This window comes from Methylovorus glucosotrophus, from assembly GCF_009858335.1.
Lineage (GTDB): Bacteria > Pseudomonadota > Gammaproteobacteria > Burkholderiales > Methylophilaceae > Methylovorus > Methylovorus glucosotrophus.
The window spans coordinates 2,067,640-2,086,713 of record NZ_VMSE01000001.1 but is presented as its reverse complement, the minus strand read 5'-3'; the positions used below and the strand labels follow the sequence as shown (position 1 = coordinate 2,086,713).

General features: G+C 56.1%; 18 protein-coding genes. 7 read left to right on the top strand and 11 right to left on the bottom strand.

The window, feature by feature from the left end; translation table 11 throughout:
* The first annotated feature begins 23 nt into the window (after positions 1-23).
* The 5 genes from FNL37_RS09820 (at position 24) to FNL37_RS09800 (ending at position 5,586) form a co-directional block, all read left to right on the top strand.
* Positions 24-1,265 (top strand): pyridoxal phosphate-dependent aminotransferase, encoded by a 1,242-nt coding sequence (locus FNL37_RS09820; protein WP_013441703.1) that lies wholly within the window; start codon positions 24-26, stop codon positions 1,263-1,265.
* Positions 1,266-1,337: 72 nt separating this feature from the next.
* Positions 1,338-2,651: a homoserine dehydrogenase gene (locus FNL37_RS09815; protein ID WP_159355998.1), complete on the top strand. Its 1,314-nt coding sequence runs from the start codon at positions 1,338-1,340 to the stop codon at positions 2,649-2,651.
* Positions 2,651-4,084, top strand: a complete 1,434-nt coding sequence (gene thrC / locus FNL37_RS09810; RefSeq protein ID WP_159355997.1) for a threonine synthase — start codon at positions 2,651-2,653, stop codon at positions 4,082-4,084. Before FNL37_RS09815 ends, thrC begins: the two co-directional genes overlap by 1 nt.
* A gap of 29 nt (positions 4,085-4,113) precedes the next feature.
* Positions 4,114-4,908 (top strand): thymidylate synthase, encoded by a 795-nt coding sequence (locus FNL37_RS09805; RefSeq protein WP_159355996.1) that lies wholly within the window; start codon positions 4,114-4,116, stop codon positions 4,906-4,908.
* A 150-nt stretch (positions 4,909-5,058) separates the two neighbouring features.
* Positions 5,059-5,586 (top strand): PepSY domain-containing protein, encoded by a 528-nt coding sequence (locus FNL37_RS09800; RefSeq protein ID WP_013441707.1) that lies wholly within the window; start codon positions 5,059-5,061, stop codon positions 5,584-5,586.
* 135 nt (positions 5,587-5,721) lie between these two features.
* On the opposite strand, the gene FNL37_RS09795 is transcribed toward FNL37_RS09800, so the two are convergent.
* From FNL37_RS09795 to FNL37_RS09770, 6 genes are all read right to left on the bottom strand, one after another.
* Positions 5,722-6,177, bottom strand: a complete 456-nt coding sequence (locus FNL37_RS09795) for a hypothetical protein (protein ID WP_013441708.1) — start codon at positions 6,175-6,177, stop codon at positions 5,722-5,724.
* A gap of 14 nt (positions 6,178-6,191) precedes the next feature.
* Positions 6,192-6,623 carry a glycine zipper domain-containing protein gene (locus FNL37_RS09790; RefSeq protein WP_159355995.1) on the bottom strand — a complete coding sequence of 144 codons (432 nt, stop codon included), beginning with the start codon at positions 6,621-6,623 and terminating at the stop codon, positions 6,192-6,194.
* Between the two features lie 5 nt (positions 6,624-6,628).
* The gene (locus tag FNL37_RS09785) at positions 6,629-7,147 is read right to left on the bottom strand and encodes a BON domain-containing protein (protein ID WP_159355994.1); all 519 of its coding nucleotides are present in this window, start codon (positions 7,145-7,147) and stop codon (positions 6,629-6,631) included.
* Between the two features lie 190 nt (positions 7,148-7,337).
* Positions 7,338-8,732: a sigma 54-interacting transcriptional regulator gene (locus FNL37_RS09780; RefSeq protein WP_013441711.1), complete on the bottom strand. Its 1,395-nt coding sequence runs from the start codon at positions 8,730-8,732 to the stop codon at positions 7,338-7,340.
* Positions 8,729-9,328, bottom strand: a complete 600-nt coding sequence (locus FNL37_RS09775) for a hypothetical protein (protein WP_159355993.1) — start codon at positions 9,326-9,328, stop codon at positions 8,729-8,731. The genes FNL37_RS09780 and FNL37_RS09775 overlap by 4 nt, the downstream gene beginning before the upstream one ends.
* A gap of 110 nt (positions 9,329-9,438) precedes the next feature.
* Complete coding sequence (locus tag FNL37_RS09770) at positions 9,439-10,821, bottom strand: sensor histidine kinase (protein ID WP_238525839.1); 1,383 nt, start codon at positions 10,819-10,821, stop codon at positions 9,439-9,441.
* 204 nt (positions 10,822-11,025) lie between these two features.
* On the opposite strand from FNL37_RS09770, the gene FNL37_RS09765 reads away from it, so the two are divergent.
* On the top strand, positions 11,026-11,517 hold the full coding sequence (locus FNL37_RS09765) for a dihydrofolate reductase (protein WP_159355992.1): 492 nt from the start codon (positions 11,026-11,028) through the stop codon (positions 11,515-11,517).
* A gap of 31 nt (positions 11,518-11,548) precedes the next feature.
* Positions 11,549-12,922: a tetratricopeptide repeat protein gene (locus FNL37_RS09760; protein ID WP_244948259.1), complete on the top strand. Its 1,374-nt coding sequence runs from the start codon at positions 11,549-11,551 to the stop codon at positions 12,920-12,922.
* Positions 12,923-13,032: 110 nt separating this feature from the next.
* Here FNL37_RS09760 and FNL37_RS09755 read toward each other — a convergent pair whose 3' ends face one another.
* From FNL37_RS09755 to FNL37_RS09735, 5 genes are all read right to left on the bottom strand, one after another.
* Positions 13,033-15,273 carry an arginine/lysine/ornithine decarboxylase gene (locus tag FNL37_RS09755; protein ID WP_013441716.1) on the bottom strand — a complete coding sequence of 747 codons (2,241 nt, stop codon included), beginning with the start codon at positions 15,271-15,273 and terminating at the stop codon, positions 13,033-13,035.
* 303 nt (positions 15,274-15,576) lie between these two features.
* The gene (locus FNL37_RS09750; protein WP_159355990.1) at positions 15,577-16,599 is read right to left on the bottom strand and encodes a CobW family GTP-binding protein; all 1,023 of its coding nucleotides are present in this window, start codon (positions 16,597-16,599) and stop codon (positions 15,577-15,579) included.
* Positions 16,600-16,748: 149 nt separating this feature from the next.
* A complete protein-coding gene (zigA, locus tag FNL37_RS09745; protein ID WP_159355989.1) occupies positions 16,749-17,966 on the bottom strand; it encodes a zinc metallochaperone GTPase ZigA in 1,218 nt (405 codons plus the stop codon).
* A gap of 42 nt (positions 17,967-18,008) precedes the next feature.
* The gene (gene dksA, locus FNL37_RS09740) at positions 18,009-18,422 is read right to left on the bottom strand and encodes an RNA polymerase-binding protein DksA (protein WP_159355988.1); all 414 of its coding nucleotides are present in this window, start codon (positions 18,420-18,422) and stop codon (positions 18,009-18,011) included.
* A 191-nt stretch (positions 18,423-18,613) separates the two neighbouring features.
* On the bottom strand, positions 18,614-19,060 hold the full coding sequence (locus FNL37_RS09735; RefSeq protein ID WP_148211143.1) for a Fur family transcriptional regulator: 447 nt from the start codon (positions 19,058-19,060) through the stop codon (positions 18,614-18,616).
* Between the last annotated feature and the right edge of the window lie 14 nt (positions 19,061-19,074).

Genomic DNA, 19,074 nt, shown 5'->3' with positions numbered 1-19,074 from the left:
TTTTTTTCGTCAGGTTTTCCGCCGTGGATCCATTACTCAAGTCTTCCAAACTCAATAACGTGTGCTACGACATTCGCGGCCCGGTATTGGCGCGCGCGCGCGAAATGGAAGAAGACGGCCACCGCATCATCAAGCTGAATATCGGCAACCCTGCGCCGTTTGGTTTTGAAGCACCCGAAGAGATTCTGCAGGACGTGATCCACAATATGGATCAGGCGTCCGGTTACACCGATTCCAAGGGCCTGTTTGCCGCCCGCAAAGCCATCATGCACTACACCCAGCAGAAGAATATTGCGGGTGTGACCATCGATGACATCATCATAGGCAATGGCGTGTCCGAGCTCATCGTCATGGCAATGCAGGCACTGCTTAATAATGGCGACCAGGTACTGGTGCCCATGCCCGACTATCCATTGTGGACAGCGGCAGTCACCCTGGCTGGCGGAACGGCCCGTCACTACCTGTGCGATGAAAACACCGGCTGGTTGCCTGATCTCAAGGATATTGAGTCCAAGATCACCGCCAACACGCGCGGCATTGTCATCATCAACCCGAACAACCCGACTGGTGCGCTGTATCCGCGTGAAACGCTGGAAGGCATTATCGAGATTGCCCGCCATCACGGCCTGGTGATTTTTGCTGACGAGATTTACGACAAGGTGCTGTATGACGGCAACACGCACACCTCCATCGCCTCACTGGCCGATGATGTGCTGTTTGTGACCTTCAACGGCTTGTCCAAGAATTACCGTACCTGCGGCTACCGTGCTGGCTGGCTGGTGGTGTCCGGTGAAAAACGGCATGCCGGTGATTATATTGAAGGCCTGAACATGCTGGCCTCCATGCGCCTCTGTGCCAACGTGCCGGGGCAATTGGCCATCCAGACCGCGCTGGGCGGCTATCAGAGCATCAATGATCTGGTGGCCCCGGGCGGGCGGCTCTGCAAGCAGCGGGACCTGGCGTATGAGTTGCTGACGGCGATTCCTGGCGTCACCTGTGAAAAGCCAGCGGCCGCCATGTACCTGTTCCCGCGGCTGGACCCCAAGATTTATCCTATCAAGGATGACCAGCAGTTCATTCTTGACCTGTTGCTGGAAGAAAAAGTCCTGCTGGTGCAGGGCAGTGGGTTCAACTGGAAAAAACCGGATCATTTCCGCGTGGTGTTCCTGCCCAATGTGGATGACCTGACCGAAGCGATCAAGCGTATTGCCCGCTTCCTCGAAGGCTACCGCAAGAAGCACGGCACAGACAAAATCAGCGCATAACGCGCCATCTGCCGCGGCTTGATATGGCCGCGAGTAGTTGCCATTGTTTACTTTAAAAAGATCAGCGTGAATATGAAATCAATCAATGTAGGCTTGTTGGGTATTGGTACGGTGGGCGGCGGCACTTACACTGTGCTGACCCGTAACCATGATGAAATTGCACGGCGTTCCGGCCGTGACATTCGCATTACCCGCGTGGCTGACCGCAATCTGGAACTGGCTCGTCAAGTGACCCAAGGCAAGGCGGACGTCACCGATGACGCGTTTGCCGTGGTGAGTGACCCTGCCATTGATGTGGTGGTGGAACTGATTGGTGGCTATACCATTGCCCGCGAACTGGTGTTGCAGGCGATTGCGAATGGCAAGCACGTGGTCACTGCCAACAAGGCGCTGATTGCCTTGCACGGCAAAGAGATTTTTGCGGCCGCGCGCGCCAAAGGCGTGATCGTGGCCTTTGAGGCGGCGGTGGCTGGTGGCATCCCCATCATCAAGGCGCTGCGTGAGGGCCTGAGTGCCAACCGCATTGAGTGGATTGCCGGCATTATTAATGGCACCACCAACTTCATTCTTTCCGAAATGCGTGAAAAAGGTCTGACCTTTGCCGATGTGCTGAAAGAAGCGCAACGCCTGGGCTATGCCGAAGCCGACCCTACCTTCGACGTCGAAGGCATTGATGCTGCCCACAAGCTGGCGATTCTGTCTGCCATTGGTTTCGGTACGAATCCGCAGTTTGATAAAGCCTATACTGAAGGTATTACCCGCTTGGATGCGGTTGATATCAAGTATGCCGAGGAACTCGGTTATCGCATCAAGCTGCTGGGCATTACCAAACGCAGTGAAGCCGGGGTGGAGTTGCGCGTGCACCCGACCCTGATTCCGGAAAAGCGCCTGATCGCCAATGTGAATGGCGCCATGAACGCCGTGGTGGTGAAGGGCGATGCAGTGGGCCCCACCTTGTATTACGGCGCCGGTGCCGGTGCCGAGCCTACCGCCAGTGCCGTGGTGGCTGATCTGGTGGATGTGGCGCGCATGATGGATGCAGCCGTTGACCAGCGCGTGCCTTATCTCGCTTTCCAGGATGAGCAGCTGCAGGACCTGCCGGTATTGCCGATCAGCGACATCAGCAGCGCCTACTACCTGCGCCTGCGTGCCATGGACAAGCCTGGCGTGCTGGCTGAAGTGACCCGCATCCTGGGTGACCGCGATATTTCGATTGATGCCATGATCCAGAAAGAGCCGGAAGAGGGCGAGGATCAAGCCGATATCATCATTCTCACCCATGTGACCGTCGAGAAAAACATGGATAGCGCGATTGCTGCGATTGAAGCCTTGCCTGCCATTGCCGGCAAGATCACCAAATTGCGTATGGAAGAACTGGGCCGATAATGAAGTACATCAGTACCCGCGGGCAGTCGCCTGCACTCTCGTTTACCGAAATCCTGCTGGGTGGTCTGGCGCCGGACGGCGGCCTGTACTTGCCCGAGCAATATCCACAGCTGAGCGATGCGGACCTGACACGCCTGCGCGGGATGAATTACCGCGATCTGGCATTCAGCATTCTCTCGCTGCTGGCGGATGATATTCCGCCAGCGGATCTGCGCGCGATTGTCGACAAGACCTACCGTGCGGATGTGTATGCCTATGCGCGGCCTGAGCAAAATGCCGAGGACATTACCCCGACGCTGAAGCTGGAAGACAATCTCTATCTGCTGTCCCTGTCCAACGGCCCGACCTTGGCCTTCAAGGATATGGCCATGCAGTTGCTGGGCAATCTGTTTGAATATGTGCTGGCGAAAAAAGGTGAGACCACCAATATTCTGGGTGCCACCTCCGGCGACACCGGCTCCGCGGCTGAGTACGCCATGCGCGGCAAAAAAGGCGTCAAGGTGTTCATGTTGTCGCCGCACAAGAAAATGAGTCGCTTCCAGACCGCCCAGATGTTCAGCCTGCAGGATGAGAACATTTTCAATATCGCCGTCAACGGCGTGTTTGATGACGCGCAGGATATCGTCAAGGCCGTGTCCAATGACGCCGCGTTCAAGGCCAGGAACAAGATAGGCGCGGTGAATTCCATCAACTGGGCACGCGTCGCGGCGCAGGTGGTGTATTACTTCAAGGGCTACTTTGCCGTGACCCACAGCGACACGGAAAAAGTCAGCTTTGCCGTGCCTTCCGGCAATTTTGGCAACGTGTGTGCTGGCCATGTGGCGCGCATGATGGGCCTGCCTATCGATAAACTGGTGGTCGCCACCAATGAAAACGATGTGCTGGACGAGTTCTTCAAGACTGGCGTGTACCGTCCGCGTAGCTCGGCCAATACCTACCACACCTCCAGTCCTTCCATGGACATCAGCAAGGCCTCCAACTTTGAGCGCTTTGTGTTTGATCTGACCGGGCGCGATGCCGCCAAGGTGCGTGCCCTGTGGAGCAAGGTAGATCAGGGCGGTGCCTTTGATCTGAATGAAGACGGCCTGTTTGCCCAGGTGGCCGATTACGGCTTTGTCTCGGGCAGCAGCAACCATGCAGCCCGCATGCAGACGATACGCGAGACGCAGGCCAAGTATGGTGTCACCATTGATACCCACACCGCTGATGGTCTGAAAGTCGCGTTGCAAGTGCGCGACCCTGCCACCCCCATGCTGGTGCTGGAAACGGCCTTGCCGGTCAAGTTTGAAGATGCGATTCAGGAAGCCCTGGGCCACAAGCCGGAACGCCCGGACAGCCTGCAAGGCCTGGAAGATCTGCCGCAGCGCTTTGAAGTGATGGATGCCGATGTGCAGGCCATCAAGCAATTCATTGTCGACCACACCGCCGATTAGGCTGGATTTACGCGGAAAGCCGTCACTTTATGCAAACCTATCATGATCTGATGCGCCATGTGCTTGAGCATGGCCACAAGAAAGAAGACAGAACCGGCACCGGCACTCTGTCCGTATTTGGTTACCAGATGCGGTTTGATCTGGCGGCTGGTTTTCCGCTGCTCACCACCAAAAAGGTGCATCTGAAATCCATCATCCACGAGTTGCTGTGGTTCCTGCAAGGCAGTACCAATATTGCCTATCTCAAGGAAAACGGCGTCACCATCTGGGACGAATGGGCCGATGCCGAGGGCAATCTGGGCCCGGTGTATGGTTATCAATGGCGCAACTGGCCCAAACCGGATGGCAGCCATATCGATCAGATTACCCAGGTGGTGGACGCCATCAAGCGCAATCCGGATTCGCGTCGACTGATCGTGTCCGCGTGGAATGTGGGCGATGTCGACCAGATGAAGTTGCCGCCTTGCCATGCCTTCTTCCAGTTTTATGTGGCGGATGGCAAGCTCAGCTGCCAGCTGTATCAGCGCAGTGCGGATATCTTCCTTGGCGTGCCGTTCAACATCGCTTCCTACGCCTTGCTGACCATGATGGTGGCGCAGGTGTGTGGGCTTAAACTGGGCGATTTTGTGCATACATTGGGCGATGCGCACATTTATCTTAACCATATGGAGCAGGTCAAAGAGCAGTTGTCGCGCACGCCCCGCAGCTTGCCCACCATGCAAATCAACCCAGACGTGCGTGATATTTTCGCATTCCGCTACGAAGATTTCAGTTTGCAGAATTACGATCCATATCCGCCCATCAAGGCACCTGTCGCTGTTTAAGCTTGGCGGGAAGCTTCATTTTTCCCGCACAAGCGTCACATTTCAATAACTACAATAAATGCCATAATCTGGCTGTAAGCTCTTGTCGGCATTGGTTTTGCTTGCAAATTTTTGCTGACTTGTTTTTTTAATCACTATGGAGTTGTTACTATGAAAAAATTATCTGTTGGTGCTGCACTGATCGCTCTGGCATTTGCTGCTAATAGCGCGGTTGCTGCCGATCTGGTGATCCCCAAGACCAAGGTTAGCCTGGAAAAGTGCCTGGTTGCTGCAACCAAGGCCAAGCCTGGTACCGTGGTAAAAGTGGAAATGAAGCTGGAGAAAAAGGTTCCAGTTTATGAGTTCGACATTGAAGCCGCTGATGGCAAGGCTTGGGATGTGGAGTGCAACGCGCTGAGCGGCAAAGTGACTGAAATCGAGCAAGAAGTGAAGTCTGCTGAAGACCCACTGTTCAAAGCCAAGATGAAGGTCAGCGAAGCCGATGCACGCAAGACGGCATTGGAAGCTCATCCAGGTGAAATCACCGAAGTCGAATACGAAATCGAAGAAGACGGCGCTGCCACTTACGAGTTCGACATCGTGGGTAAGGATGGCAAGGAAATCAAGGTTGAGGTTGATGCCACTTCCGGCAAGATCGTGGAATCGCACAGCGAGATCTACCAGATCGGCAAGGAATAATCAGCAGCCTGATTGGTGTTGATTCGATCCAATAAAAAACGCCCGTGAGGGCGTTTTTTATTGCCTGTTTCCAGGCAGCGGGGGAAGAAAAAAGGCGGACCTCCTCGGGGATTAGAGGCCCGCCACGGGGAAACGTTAAGCGTTAAGCTGGCGCCCTATGCTAAGCCGGACTTGCTCACCCACGGCGAGTCGGGGACGGTCAAGTTGCGTAATGGTATGCGTCACGCCATCTGCCATGCGCACCTGGATGATGTAGGCGGTCAGTTTTTCGCCATCACGCGCCTGCAGGGCGGGTTGTTGCAGTGGATGCTGCAGGGCTTCGCCCTCTACCGTGCGTATCGAAATAATCGTGCCGCAGCTGCTGCAAGCTGACGAATGCTGATCGGGAACCGGCGCAGCAGCGGCCTGGGGCTTGGCAATGGCGGCGTCACGGTGACGGCCATCAGTCAGGCTTTGCGCCGCATCCTGTTTTTCGGAATGCACTGGAATCAGACCGGTAATTGCCGCGCTGCCAAGCAGACTGAAGATTGTCAGTGCGACGGCGGCAACCAGAACCAGTGGATGCGTTTTGCGTGGATTAGGATTTTTCATGGTAATACCCTCCCTTAGTATCCGTAACCTTGATAACGATAGTATCTGTCGTGACCATGGCCGTGGTCGTGATGACGTGGACCGCGCCAGTCGCGCTCATACACCATGTAACCGCGTGGGGCTGGCTGATAGTAGACGCGCGGTGCAGGTTGGTAATACACCCGTGGGGCGGGGCGATAGCGAGGCTCTGCCTGATAGCGTGGTGTCTGCGACGCAATCGCCACACCTGCGGCCGCACCAATGGCGCCGCCGATGATCGCGCCATCACGCCCACCGATGGAGGAGCCGACTATGGCGCCGGCACCGCCGCCCAGTGCGCCACCGAGAATCGAGGGTCCATTCACCTCCATAAAGCCTTCGGCCTGGGCCGAGGTGCTGAAGGCACAAACCAGCGCCAAGGCTGCGCAGGCGTGGGTAATTTTCGTATTCATCTTGTTCTTAAGCATGTGATTTACCCCTTAACAACCAAACTGTTTTTAACCGTTTGCACACCCTGCACGGAGGATGCAATTTCCACCGCGCGATGTGCTTGCTGATCCGTATCGACAAAGCCGCTCAATATCACTTCACCTTTATAGGTTTCCACACTGATGTTGAGCGATTTGGTGTGGCTATCGTGCACCAGTTCATCGCGAATCTTTTCGGTGACTTCGGTATCGTCCAGAAATGCTTCCATGCGGGCTTGCTGGGCAGCTAGCTTGAACTGCTCAAATTCCTGCTCGCTCAAACTGCCATTGCGGTCGATATCGGCATTTTCGAAATGCTGTGCGAGGTCTTGATCCTGAACCGCCTCATCGTGGTTCAGACGGTGATCCTGATTGCTGTCCAGCTTGCTGAAAGCGCTGGCAAAAGGCTGCACCAGTGGACGATCAGCGTTAGCCGCAATCCCGGATGCGCTGTAGGCGCACAGAGCCAGGCTCAGCGTCAGGGCAGTGGTTTTCAGATTAAATGTAGATGGCTTGTTTTTCATGTTGGTTTGCTTACATTGCTCACAAGAGATATGGCAAGTAGCGTGCCAACATGAAAATATTGTTTTAAATCAAGTGATTAATTGAAATTTAGGATTTTGAACCCGCGGTGGAATCGTCGCTGAATGGCGACGTTCCGCAGGGGGTGTTTTGTAAGGCGTTGAATTTAAATAGGAATGTGTGTCGCGAAAACTAGGCAGCTTGGCCGCTGGTGTCGTCTTTGAACAACGCCGGGGTCAGTTGATGCCGTTGCAGCAGCTTGTAGAACTCAGTGCGATTACGTTGAGCCAGTCTGGCAGCTTGCGTGACGCCGCCATTGGTGGCCTTGAGCAGCTTGATAAGGTAGTCACGCTCAAAGTTCTTGCGCGCAATCTCAAATGGCACAATGCCGCCGATATCGTCCTGCAGGGCCTTTTGTACCAGGGAGGTGGATACCAGCGGTGTGGTCGATAACACCACCGTCTGTTCCACGATGTTTTGCAATTGCCGGACATTGCCCGGCCACGGCGCTGCAATCAGCAACTCCATGGCGTCGGGTGAAAAGCCATTGAGGTTTTTGCCGTATTTGGTGCTCAAGGCATGGAGGAAGTTATTGGCCAAGAGGGGGATGTCCTCGCGCCTGCCTGCCAGAGAAGGGATGTCCAGCGATACCACGTTGATGCGGTAATACAAATCCTCACGGAAGCGCCCGGCTTTCATTTCTTCGGCGAGGTTTTTATGCGTGGCCGAAATAATCCGTACATCCACCGCAATCGAGGTGTTGGAGCCCACAGGCCGTATCACGCGCTCTTGTAATGCCCGTAGCAGCTTGACCTGCAAGGGCATGGGCATGTCGCCGATTTCATCGAGGAAAATCGTGCCGCCCTCCGCGCTCTGGAACAGGCCTTTGTTATCCCTGACGGCGCCGGTAAAGGCGCCTTTGGTATGACCAAACAGCTCGGATTCAAGCAGGGCTTCGGGGATCGCGCCACAGTTGATCGCCACAAACGGGCGACGATTGCGCGGACTGGCTTTGTGTATGGCACGCGCCAGCAGTTCCTTGCCGGTACCACTGTCGCCTTGAATAAACACACTGGCGTCCGACATGGCCATCAATTTGGCCTGGCTCAGCAGGTTTTCCATGTGCGGACTGCGCGTAATAATGGCTTCGCGCCAGCTTTGATCTTCCGTGCTGTCTGCCGTGACATGTGCGCCTGCCGTTAGCCGCAAGGCCGCTTCCACCTGTTGCAACAGAGATTTGCTGTCAAATGGTTTGGTCAAAAAGCCAAACACGCCACGCCGGGTGGCATCCACCGCTTCCGGAATTGAGCCGTGCGCGGTGAGCAGGATGACGGGCAGGGCAGGATCCGCCTGATGGATGGCATCAAACAGCGCCAGGCCATCCATGCGCGGCATGCGCAGATCGCTGATCACCAGTGCGGGGCGACTCACCCCGATATGCGCCAGCGCTTCTTCGCCATTGGCAGCGGTGACAACCTGGTAGCCAGCAGCCACCAGCCGCATTTCCAGCAGTTTGAGAATGTCGGGATCGTCGTCTACAGCCAGAATCTTGCGGCCAGTGACGGGCGATAAAGCCAAAACACTCATTTCTTCGGTCCTTGGTCACGATCTATCATGGTTTTTTCAATATCCTTGAGGTCATCCAGTTTTTTCTGCAGGTTCATCATGCCGGTCTGGGCCGTATCCGCGCGCTTTTGCTCATCGCGCACGCGGCTTACCAATCGAAGGTTTTCGCCAACGAAGTCGCGCAACAGACCAAACAGATTCTTTTCATCGGCAGACAACGTTTTCTCTGTCAGTAATTCATCCAGCAAGATTTGGGCCTTCTGCGAATCACGCGTTTTGCTGGAGGGCAGTGCATAAGCAATCGCCAGCTTGCTGCGCGTGAGCAGTGGCAGTTTTTCCTTGCCATTGCTTGTGCTCAGGATGGCGACCTCCTTTTTCTGAGTATCGGCGGGCAGGTCGGTGAAATACTGCGCGTACTCCAGCAAGGCATTGTTGTTGACCACGGGGGTTTCCGCTTTGACCTCGGTTTTGCTGCTATGTTCGTGGTGCGTGGTCGCAGACTCGGTAACCGGAGCCTGTGGTTTGGTTGAGACCGGCGCGCAGGCATTTAACAGCAGCGCGGTGAATAGCGGCAATGCTGCTCGGGTCAGGCCCGGATAAAGGGCGGTAGTCTTCATGGAATATTCTCCTAAAAATTCGTATTAATGCCGATATGCCTGACCACGCGGGGTGAGGCATATTGCTGACATGCCATGAAGGACGGCAATAAGGGCAAGGCTTGAGTGGACTAGGCGGCTTTACTGGCCGGATGCAACGGCAGGCGCACCTGGAAGTGGGCACCATGGTCCGATGGCAGCAGCATGATCTCGCCACCGTGCGCATCTACATATTCTTTGGCAATCGACAAGCCTAGCCCGCTTCCACTGACCAGACTTTCATAGACGCCGTTCCCTTTGTAAAAAGGATCAAACAGTTTTGCCTTGTCCGCCGCCATGACGCCCGGGCCGCCATCATGGACTTCAAACACCAGACTGTCATTAGTTTGCCGGGTGCGCAAGCGGATGGTGCCGGATTTTGGCGTGTACTTGATGGCATTCGAAATCAGGTTGTCGACGATGGTGGCGACTTTTTCTGCATCAGCCTTGAGGTGCACGGTTTCGCAGTCGCGCTCAATAGTAATCTGCTTGCTGCTCATGGTCAGCGCATACGAATTCAACACATTTTCCAGCAGGGTGGGGAAGTCAAATCCGCTTAATTCCAGCTGCGGTTTCTGATACTGCACGGCGGAATAATTCAGCAGGTTTTCTATCATTTTTTGCAGGCGCATGCTGCTTTCGCGCAGGATGTTGGCGATTTCTTTCTGCTGCGGACTCAGGGCGCCACCAATTTCATCGCTCAGCAGTTCGCTGCCTTCGCGGATGGCGGTGAGAGGCGTTTTCAGCTCGTGCGATACGTGGCGCAAGAAACGTTGTTTTTGCTGATTGAGCTCGTCCAGCTGCGCCCGCAGCCAGTCCAGGCGTATGCCCAGGTTATGCAGGTCGCCCGGGCCATCAATGCTGATGGGTTCATCGTATTTGCCTTCGCCCAGCCGCCGGATGGCGGCATCCATGCGCTTGATGGGTTGTGCGACCAGGAATGTGATCACGGCGGCAACCAGTAGCGCTACCGGGATAAGCGTCATGGTCTGGCTAATCAGCATTTCCTGGGTTTGCTCGGCCGTGCGCGCCAGGATCGCTGACTCGCGGTCAATCAGACGATTGTTTTCACGCAGGATATTCTGCGCCTGATCGGATAAATCCAGGAATTCGGCAATGGCTGCCTTGGCCGTTTCCGGGGTGGGCTGCAATTGCACCACCGTGTCGTAGAGCTTGTCTTCCTGCTGGTTGATTGCTTTCAGCGCCTCGGCCTGGCTCGCCGTAATGCTGAGGCCGCTCAGCTCATCAATCGCATCGGCAAACTGCTCGTGTGCACGCGTGAAGTTCACCAGCAATTGCACGTCATGCAGCACAAAATACTGACGGGCGCTGCGCTCCATCAGCATGAGTTGTTCAGCAATCGCCCGGCTGGCGCGGGTGGCCTGCACCGATTGCGCCACGGTCGTGCGACTTTTATCGGCGAGTCTGTCCAGGTAAACCGCCGCATTGCCGAAGGCAAATAGCAATGGGAGCATGGTGAGTGCAAAACCAAACAGCAATAGCTTTAAAAATGATCGAGGATAAGCAATGCGCAACTAATCAATCTCCAATGTTCAGGCCATGCCTGGCTTGCCTGAGCTTGCCGCCATATGGACCGGCGATTTTTCATGAATGGGCGAATGTGACCCTGTGTGTCCGTTGCCGTTCGGCATTCAGGGGCCGGGCAGTATAATACCGCCATGCCCAAACTCTCTCTTATCGTAGCCATCGCGCATGATGGCGTTATCGGGGTCAATAATACCCTGCCTTGGCATTTGCCCGAAGACCTCAAGCGCTTTCGCGCCTTGACCATGGGCCATCATATCATCATGGGCCGAAAAACCTATGAGTCACTGAACCGCCTGTTGCCGGGCCGCACTACCGTCATTGTCACGCGCAATGCTGACTATCGGGTTGAAGGCGCGCTGATTGCAAGCTCCCTGCAGGATGCCATTTTGCAGTCCGCAGGAGATGACGAAGTGTTCCTCATCGGTGGGGCAGAACTTTACCGTGAAGGCCTGGTCCAGGCAGACAGGTTGTATATCACTGAGATTGAGGCCAGTTTTTCCGGGGATGCTTTTTTCCCCGCCATTGACTACTCCTTGTGGAGACTGGTGGCAGAAGAACGCCATGTCAGTGTCAATGGCCTTATCTATCGGTACCTGACATACGATCGTTTGATTCAGACTTAATCACGGGTGATGCATCATGGTGGCTGAAAACATGACCGAAACTGAGAAGACGTCACAGGCTGAGTCCACCGCATGGTTTGCCCAGGCCTTGGCCTACATGCGTATCCAGCATTGGCAAGAGGCTGAGCAGGCGTTGCGCCAGGCGCTGGAGATCGATCCGGACTATGCTGAAGCACTTTGTAATCTTGGCTATGTGCTGGAGCAGCGAGGTTACCCTGATGCGGCGGAAGAGGCGTATCGGCGCTCCATGGCGCTGGCACCCTCGTTGCTGAATGCGGCACTGAATCTGGGTGTCATGTTGCAGAGCCAGAGTCGCTTTGATGAAGTTGAGGCCATTTACCAGCAAACCATCCGGCAGCATCCTGACCAACCGGCGCCATGGACGAATCTGGGGATTCTTTACACCGCCATGCAGCGCGATCACGAAGCCGAGCGTTGTCATCGCCAGGCCCTGATGCTGAATCCTGATTATCGCAAGGCGAGATTCAACCTGAGTTATTTATTGCTGAGGCAAGGCCGTTTTGAAGAAGGCTGGGAGTGTATTGAAGCGCGTACCATGCCCGCGCAGGCAGGCTTCATCGACGCGCCACGCTGGCAAGGCGAGCCGCTAAGCGGTAAAAGTCTGTTGCTGGTCTGCGAAGGTGGTCATGGCGATGCGCTGCATTTTTGCCGCTATGCCATCTTGTTGCAACAGCAGTGGTCGGTGCGTTTGCATATTGTCTGCCCGCCCGCGCTGGAGCGATTGTTTGCCATGCAGCCGGTATTCGAGCAGGTGTTGACTAATCCGACCAAGGCGCAGTGCGACTATTGGTGCCCGCTCCTGAGCCTGCCACGTTTGTTTGGCACGCGCATAGACAATATTCCGGCAGAGACACCTTACCTGCGCGTTAACGAAGAACTCGCCACGCAGTGGCAGGCATTGCTTCCTGAGAGCGGCTTGAAAGTAGGGCTGGTCTGGCAGGGTAACCCCCAGTTTGAAAATGACGCTGATCGGTCACTCTCAACCCTGGCTGTGTTGAGCCCTTTGCGGCAAATTTCCGGGGTGCATTTATTTCGTCTGCAGCAAACTCCTGTGGGTGAGTCCTGTGCAAAAGTTATCGGAATGAAGGATTTGCCCGAAGTGATGGTGGATTTTGCCGATACCGCTGCCGTGATCACGGGCCTTGATCTGGTGATTTCCGTGGATACCGCCGTCGCCCACTTGGCTGGAGCACTCGGAAAGCCATGCTGGCTGATGTTGCCGCATTACATGACCGACTGGCGCTGGATGACGACCCGGGACGACAGCCCCTGGTATCCCACGTTTCGGCTATTTCGGCAGCAGCTGCGGGGGGATTGGGTTTACGTGGGATGGTGCATTGCCCAGGCTCTGCAGGCCAAACTTGAGGCAGACACTACCCGCTAATCGAAGGCGGCCGCGATGAACCGGTAAGTCTCAAGAAAAACGCCTGCTAGCAGGCGTTTTCAGATAGGCGCATGTAGCGCGCTGACCCGAAAGATCAGCGCGTCATGGTTTTAAGCCGCCACGCAATCCACGTAGTAATACGCTTTGCCATCCACCACTTGTTTTACCAGGCCATGCACATCGGTTTCAAAGCCAGGGAAGCGCTCATTGAAATCGCGGGCAAAGCGCAGGTAATTCACGATGATCGCATTGAACTGCTCACCCGGAATCAGCAATGGAATGCCAGGCGGGTAAGGCGTCAGCAGCACGGCAGTGATGCGACCTTCCAGTTCGTCAATCTGCACGCGGTCAATCTTGCGGTGCGCCATGCGCGCAAATGCATCGGTCGGCTTCATGGCTGGAATCATGTTGGACAGATACATTTCGGTGGTCAGACGTGCCACGTCGTTGGCGCGATACACTTCGTGAATCTGCGTACACAAATCCTTGAGGCCAATGCGCTCATAGCGGGGCTGCTTGGCAACAAACTCCGGCAGCACTTTCCACAGCGGCTGGTTCTTGTCGTAATCATCCTTGAACTGCTGCAAGGCGGCGACCATGGTGTTCCAACGGCCCTTGGTAATGCCGATGGTGAACATGATGAAGAACGAATAAAGACCGGTCTTTTCCACGATAACGCCGTGCTCGGCCAAATACTTGGTGACGATGGCGGCGGGGATGCCAAACTCGTCCGAGAACGAGCCATCCACATCCAGCCCAGGCGTGATGATAGTGGCCTTGATCGGATCCAGCATGTTGAAGCCTTCGGCCAGATTGCCGAAGCCGTGCCAGCGTTCGCCGGCTTTCAGCATCCAGGCTTCGCGCTCTTCAATGCCTTCTTCGGACAAGTCGTCCGGGCCCCAGACCTTGAACCACCAGTCGCTGCCCCATTCTTCGTCTACCTTGCGCATGGCGCGGCGGAAATCCAGGGCTTCCATGATGGATTCTTCCACCAGGGCTTTGCCGCCCGGGGCTTCCATCATGGCGGCAGCTACATCGCAGCTGGCAATAATCGAATATTGCGGGCTGGTGGAGGTGTGCATCAGATAGGCTTCATTGAATACATCGCGGTCCAGGCGGTTGTCTTCTGCATCCTGCACCAGAATCTGCGATGCCTGGCTCAGGCCGGCCAGCAGCTTGTGCGTGGACTGGGTGGAGAACACCATTGAGTCTTTGCAGCGCGGGCGGTCAGCGCCAATGGCGTGGTAGTCACCGTAAAAGTCATGGAAGGTGGCGTGTGGCAGCCAGGCTTCATCAAAATGCAGGGTGTCGATCTTGCCATCCAGCATTTCCTTGATTTCTTCCACGTTGTAGAGCACGCCGTCGTAGGTAGACTGCGTAATCGTCAGTACCCGTGGCTTGGCATTTTTGTCGGTGGCAAACGGATTGGCTTCAATCTTCTTCTGGATGTTTTCCCAGGCGAATTCTTCTTTGGGAATCGGCCCGATAATGCCGAAGTGATTGCGCGTTGGCATCAGGAACACCGGCACGGCGCCGGTCATGATGATGGAGTGCAGCACCGACTTGTGGCAATTGCGGTCCACCACCACGATATCGCCCGGGGCGACGGTGGAATTCCACACGATCTTGTTCGAGGTCGAGGTGCCATTGGTCACGAAATACAAATGGTCGCAGTTGAAAATGCGTGCTGCATTGCGCTCGGAAGCAGCCACCGGGCCGGTATGGTCCAGCAGCTGGCCCAGTTCGTCCACGGCGTTGCAGACGTCAGCGCGCAGCATGTTTTCACCAAAAAACTGGTGGAACATCTGGCCGACGGGGGATTTCAGGAAGGCCACGCCACCGGAGTGGCCGGGGCAGTGCCAGGAATAGGAGCCATCGGCTGCGTAATGGGTCAGCGCGCGGAAGAACGGCGGCGGCAGGCTGTCCAGATAGGTACGCGCTTCACGCACGATGTAGCGGGCCACGAATTCCGGCGTATCTTCAAACATGTGGATGAAGCCGTTCAGTTCGCGCAGGATCTCATTCGGGATATGGCGGCTGGTGCGGGTTTCACCATGCAGGAAAATCGGGATTTCCTCATTGCGGTAGCGGATTTCGTCGACGAATTTGCGCAGGTTATCCAGCGCTTCGGGCTTCTCTTCGACAAACTCTTCATCGTCAATCGACAGGATGAAGGCCGAGGCGCGACTTTGCTGTTGCGCAAAGGAGGTCAGGTCACCATAACTGGTCACGCCCAGCACTTCAAAGCCTTCTTCTTCGATGGCTTTGGCCAGCACGCGTATGCCGAGACCGGAGGAGTTCTCCGAGCGAAAGTCTTCATCAATGATGACGACAGGAAATCTGAACTTCATATAGGCCTCCGAAGGCTGCCCGAAATGGCGAAAGGAGCGGAATATAGCACGTTTTCGTGACGTGACAAGCCTTTGAGCAGTAAAGCTTTGTCCGTGTGGAATCGAATATGCGGATTGGAGCGGCTTGGCGGCCGAACGTTCATAAAAATGTCATATTGGCGCATGCATTTTCTGGGGGCTGCCGGGGGCAAAATCGCGCGTTTTCGTACCTGTATTTCTGGCGCTCTGGATATACCTAAGCAGCCCAGACGAAATCAACGCCTGGGCAACCATATTTTCCGGCATATTTTCTGCGCAGCGCTCCTAGAGCTGCATCAGCGCATCGCGCACGCGCAACTCGTCGACGCCTTTGCCAATAAAGACAATACGCGTTAGCGGCTCGTCTTCATCCCAGCCTTCCAGCAGGGTGGGGGGGTAGAGGGTATGTTGCACGGCATGCACGGCAATCGGCGCAGGCTGGTCTTCGGCGTGGATAATGCCCTTGAGTCGCAGCAATTGCTCGCCAAAGGTCGCGCACAGCCATTTCAGCACCGGCTCCAGTTGATCCCAGGTCAGCGGCTTGGGCAGGGTGACGGTGAAGCTGACAATCTCGTCATCGTGCACGGCCTTGGGCAACGTGCCGCGGCCCGCCTTGGAGCGGGTGGGGGCGCGCAACCAGCGTTGTGGTTGCGCCTGCTTGCCATCCTGACTGAACAAGCCCACATCAATCAGGTGTTCGGGCTCAATCTCGCCATGGCGGATCATGTGTTGCGTGGCGCCAGGATTGAGATCCGTGAGTGTCGCCGCCAGCGCCTCCTGCTGTTCGGGCGTGGCCAGGTCTGACTTGGTCAGCAGCAGCACATCGGCCACGGCGGCCTGCTTGCGTGCTTCGCCATGCTTTTCAATCTGCTGAATGCCATATTGACTGTCGATAGTGACCACCACGGCATCGAGTCTGTAAGTCGAGCTGATTACCGGTTCGTTCATCAGGTTGGCGAGGATGGGGCCGGGATCGGCCATGCCGGTGGTTTCGATCACCAGGCGTTTGAATTCGGGAATCGCCGATAACGCGCGCTTGAAGAACAGATCGCGCAGGGTATCGGCCAGCTCATTGGTCAGCGTGCAACACAGGCAGCCCGAGCTAAGTAACACGGTGTTGTCGGCGACATGCTCGCTTTCCACGGTGCGGGCCAGTATGTGGTCCAGCCCGGCCTCGCCCAGCTCATTGATCACCACCGCCGTATCTTTCATGCCGGGGTTGTTGAGCAGCTTGTTCAGCAGCGTGGTTTTGCCGCTACCGAGAAAGCCGGTGAGCAGGGTGACGGGAATGCGAGGATCGTGGCTCATGGATAACCTGTTGCTTGGGGCCAAAAGGCAGAGTTTAAAAGGTTGGTGATGTGTCGTTGCCAGGAATGCGCCAGACCAGACTCTGGCCTGACCCGGCTACATCGCTCAAGTTCTATTGTAGCCGCAGATTCTTCAGCTTGGAAAACCGCTCATGCCGCGTCTTGCTCTTCTTCATGCGCCGCATGCCACGCCGGGAAGGGGTCGGGCAGTTTGCGCCAGCCGGATACGCCGCTGGCCATTTCCTCATCGCTTAGCAGGCAGGCATCAAACCCAGCCCGAATAGCGGATTTGTCCATGTTCATGCCTATCAGCACCAGTTCCTGCTGGCGGTCGCCCCAGGGTTCCAGCCAGCGTTGCTTGATCATGGCGAGGGATTCTTCGTCCTGCGGCCAATAGTCAGAAGGGGTAGCCGCCCACCACATGCCCGCCAGTTCATTGCGCGAGATGGCGCCCGCTTGTGACCAGTTGGCGCAGAAATCAGGACGGCTGGCCAGCCAGAAATGGCCTTTGGACCTGACCACGCCTGGCCATTCCTGCCCCAGCCATGCCCACAGACGCTCCGGATGAAACGGTTTGCGCGCCCGGTAGACAAAGCTGCGGATGCCATATTCCTCGGTTTCAGACACGTGTTCGCCGCGCAGCTCCTTCAGCCAGCCAGGGGCATCCTGCGCCGCTTCAAAGTCAAAGCGACCGGTATTCAGCACGCGGTCCAGCGGCACCTTGCCGAAACTGCTGTGCACGATGTCGGCACGCGGATTCAGTGTCTTGAGTATGCCTTCCAGCTGGCCGATCTCGGCAGGCGTCATGAGGTCAGTCTTGTTGAGGACGATCACATCACAGAATTCCACCTGCTCGACCAGCAGGTCGACCACGGTGCGCGTGTCTTCTTCGCCCATGGTTTCGCCACGATCTGCCAGAAAGTCACGCGAGCTGTAGTCGCGCAGGAAATGGTAGCCATCGACCACGGTGACCATGGTGTCCAGGTGCGAGACATCCGACAGGCCGACATCATTTTCATCGCGGAAGGTAAACGTCTCGGCCACCGGCAGTGGTTCCGAGATGCCGGTGGATTCGATCAGCAGATAATCAAAACGGCCCTCGGCGGCCAGGCGGCGGATTTCCACCAGCAGGTCTTCGCGCAGTGTGCAGCAGATGCAGCCATTGCTCATCTCCACCAGCTTTTCTTCGGCGCGCGATAGTGCCGCGCCGCCTTCACGTACCAGGCGCGCGTCAATGTTGACTTCGGACATGTCGTTGACGATGACCGCGACGCGGCGACCTTCGCGATTATTGAGAATATGGTTGAGCAGCGTGGTTTTGCCGGCGCCGAGAAAGCCGGAGAGCACGGTGACAGGGAGTTTTTTCATGGGATGTCCTTCGCTAGAGAATGTGGCTGGTGTCGGTGGCGCTCAGTGCCCGAACTGGCGTTCACGGCGTTCGTGTCTTTCCTGGGCTTCCACGCACAGTGTGGCGGTGGGGCGGGCCAGCAGGCGTGCCAGGCCGATGGCTTCGCCGGTTTCTTCGCAGTAGCCATAGCTGCCTTCTTCAATCCGGCGCAGCGCGGCATTGACCTTTTTCAGCAATTTGCGCTCGCGATCGCGCGCCCGCAGCTCCAACGTGCGCACTTCTTCCTGGGTGGCGCGGTCGGCCGGGTCGGCGGCATCTTCGGTTTCGCGCAGGTGCTCGCCGGTATGCGCGGCGTTATCGCTGATTTCGGCCTTGAGGCTTTGCAGCAGATGTGCAAAGTACGCCAGTTGCTTACCGTTCATGTAGTCGGTGGCGGGCATGGCGAGTAGCTGTTGTGGGGTCAGGTCTTGTGGCATGTGGGTCAGCAGGGACTGATTATTTTTGCAACAATGTTGCGATTCCGTGCATGCTAATGCCTGGTGTTAAAAAATGCAACCTAGTTGCATTTATGAAGGTGGTGTTGCAGGTAATGAAAATGATGCCGTGTTAAAGACAGGGGCTGGAAGGTGAGACTGGCTGCCACGGATGAGTGGCAGGGGTTTGAGACTCAGGCCTGCGCGCGCTGGCAGTCGGCGCAACAGCCTTTAATGTTGAGTTCGATGGAATCGACGGTAAAATGCTCGGGTATCTGCGCAGGCAATCTGGCATGCACGCCTTCCAGGCAAAACACCTTGCCGCACGAGGTGCATTTGAAGTGAGCATGCTGATGCAGCGTATTTTTTTGCGTGTGCTGGAAGCGGCGAGCCCGGTCATGCCCCATAATAGCGTGCGCCAGACCATGCTCCAGCAGCCAGTCCAGAACGCGGTAAAGAGTGACCCGGTCAAACGATGCTTCGCTGCCCAGGGCCTGCAGGATTTCAGGATGGGTGAGGGCGTGCTGAGCGCCCGCCAGTACATTGAGTACGGCAATACGTGAAGGCGTGGGACGTTGTCCGGCGTCCCGAATCAATTGTTCTGCGTTTTCCATAGGCTTGAAAAGGTTGTCAGCTTTCAAGTGTCAGAGATAAC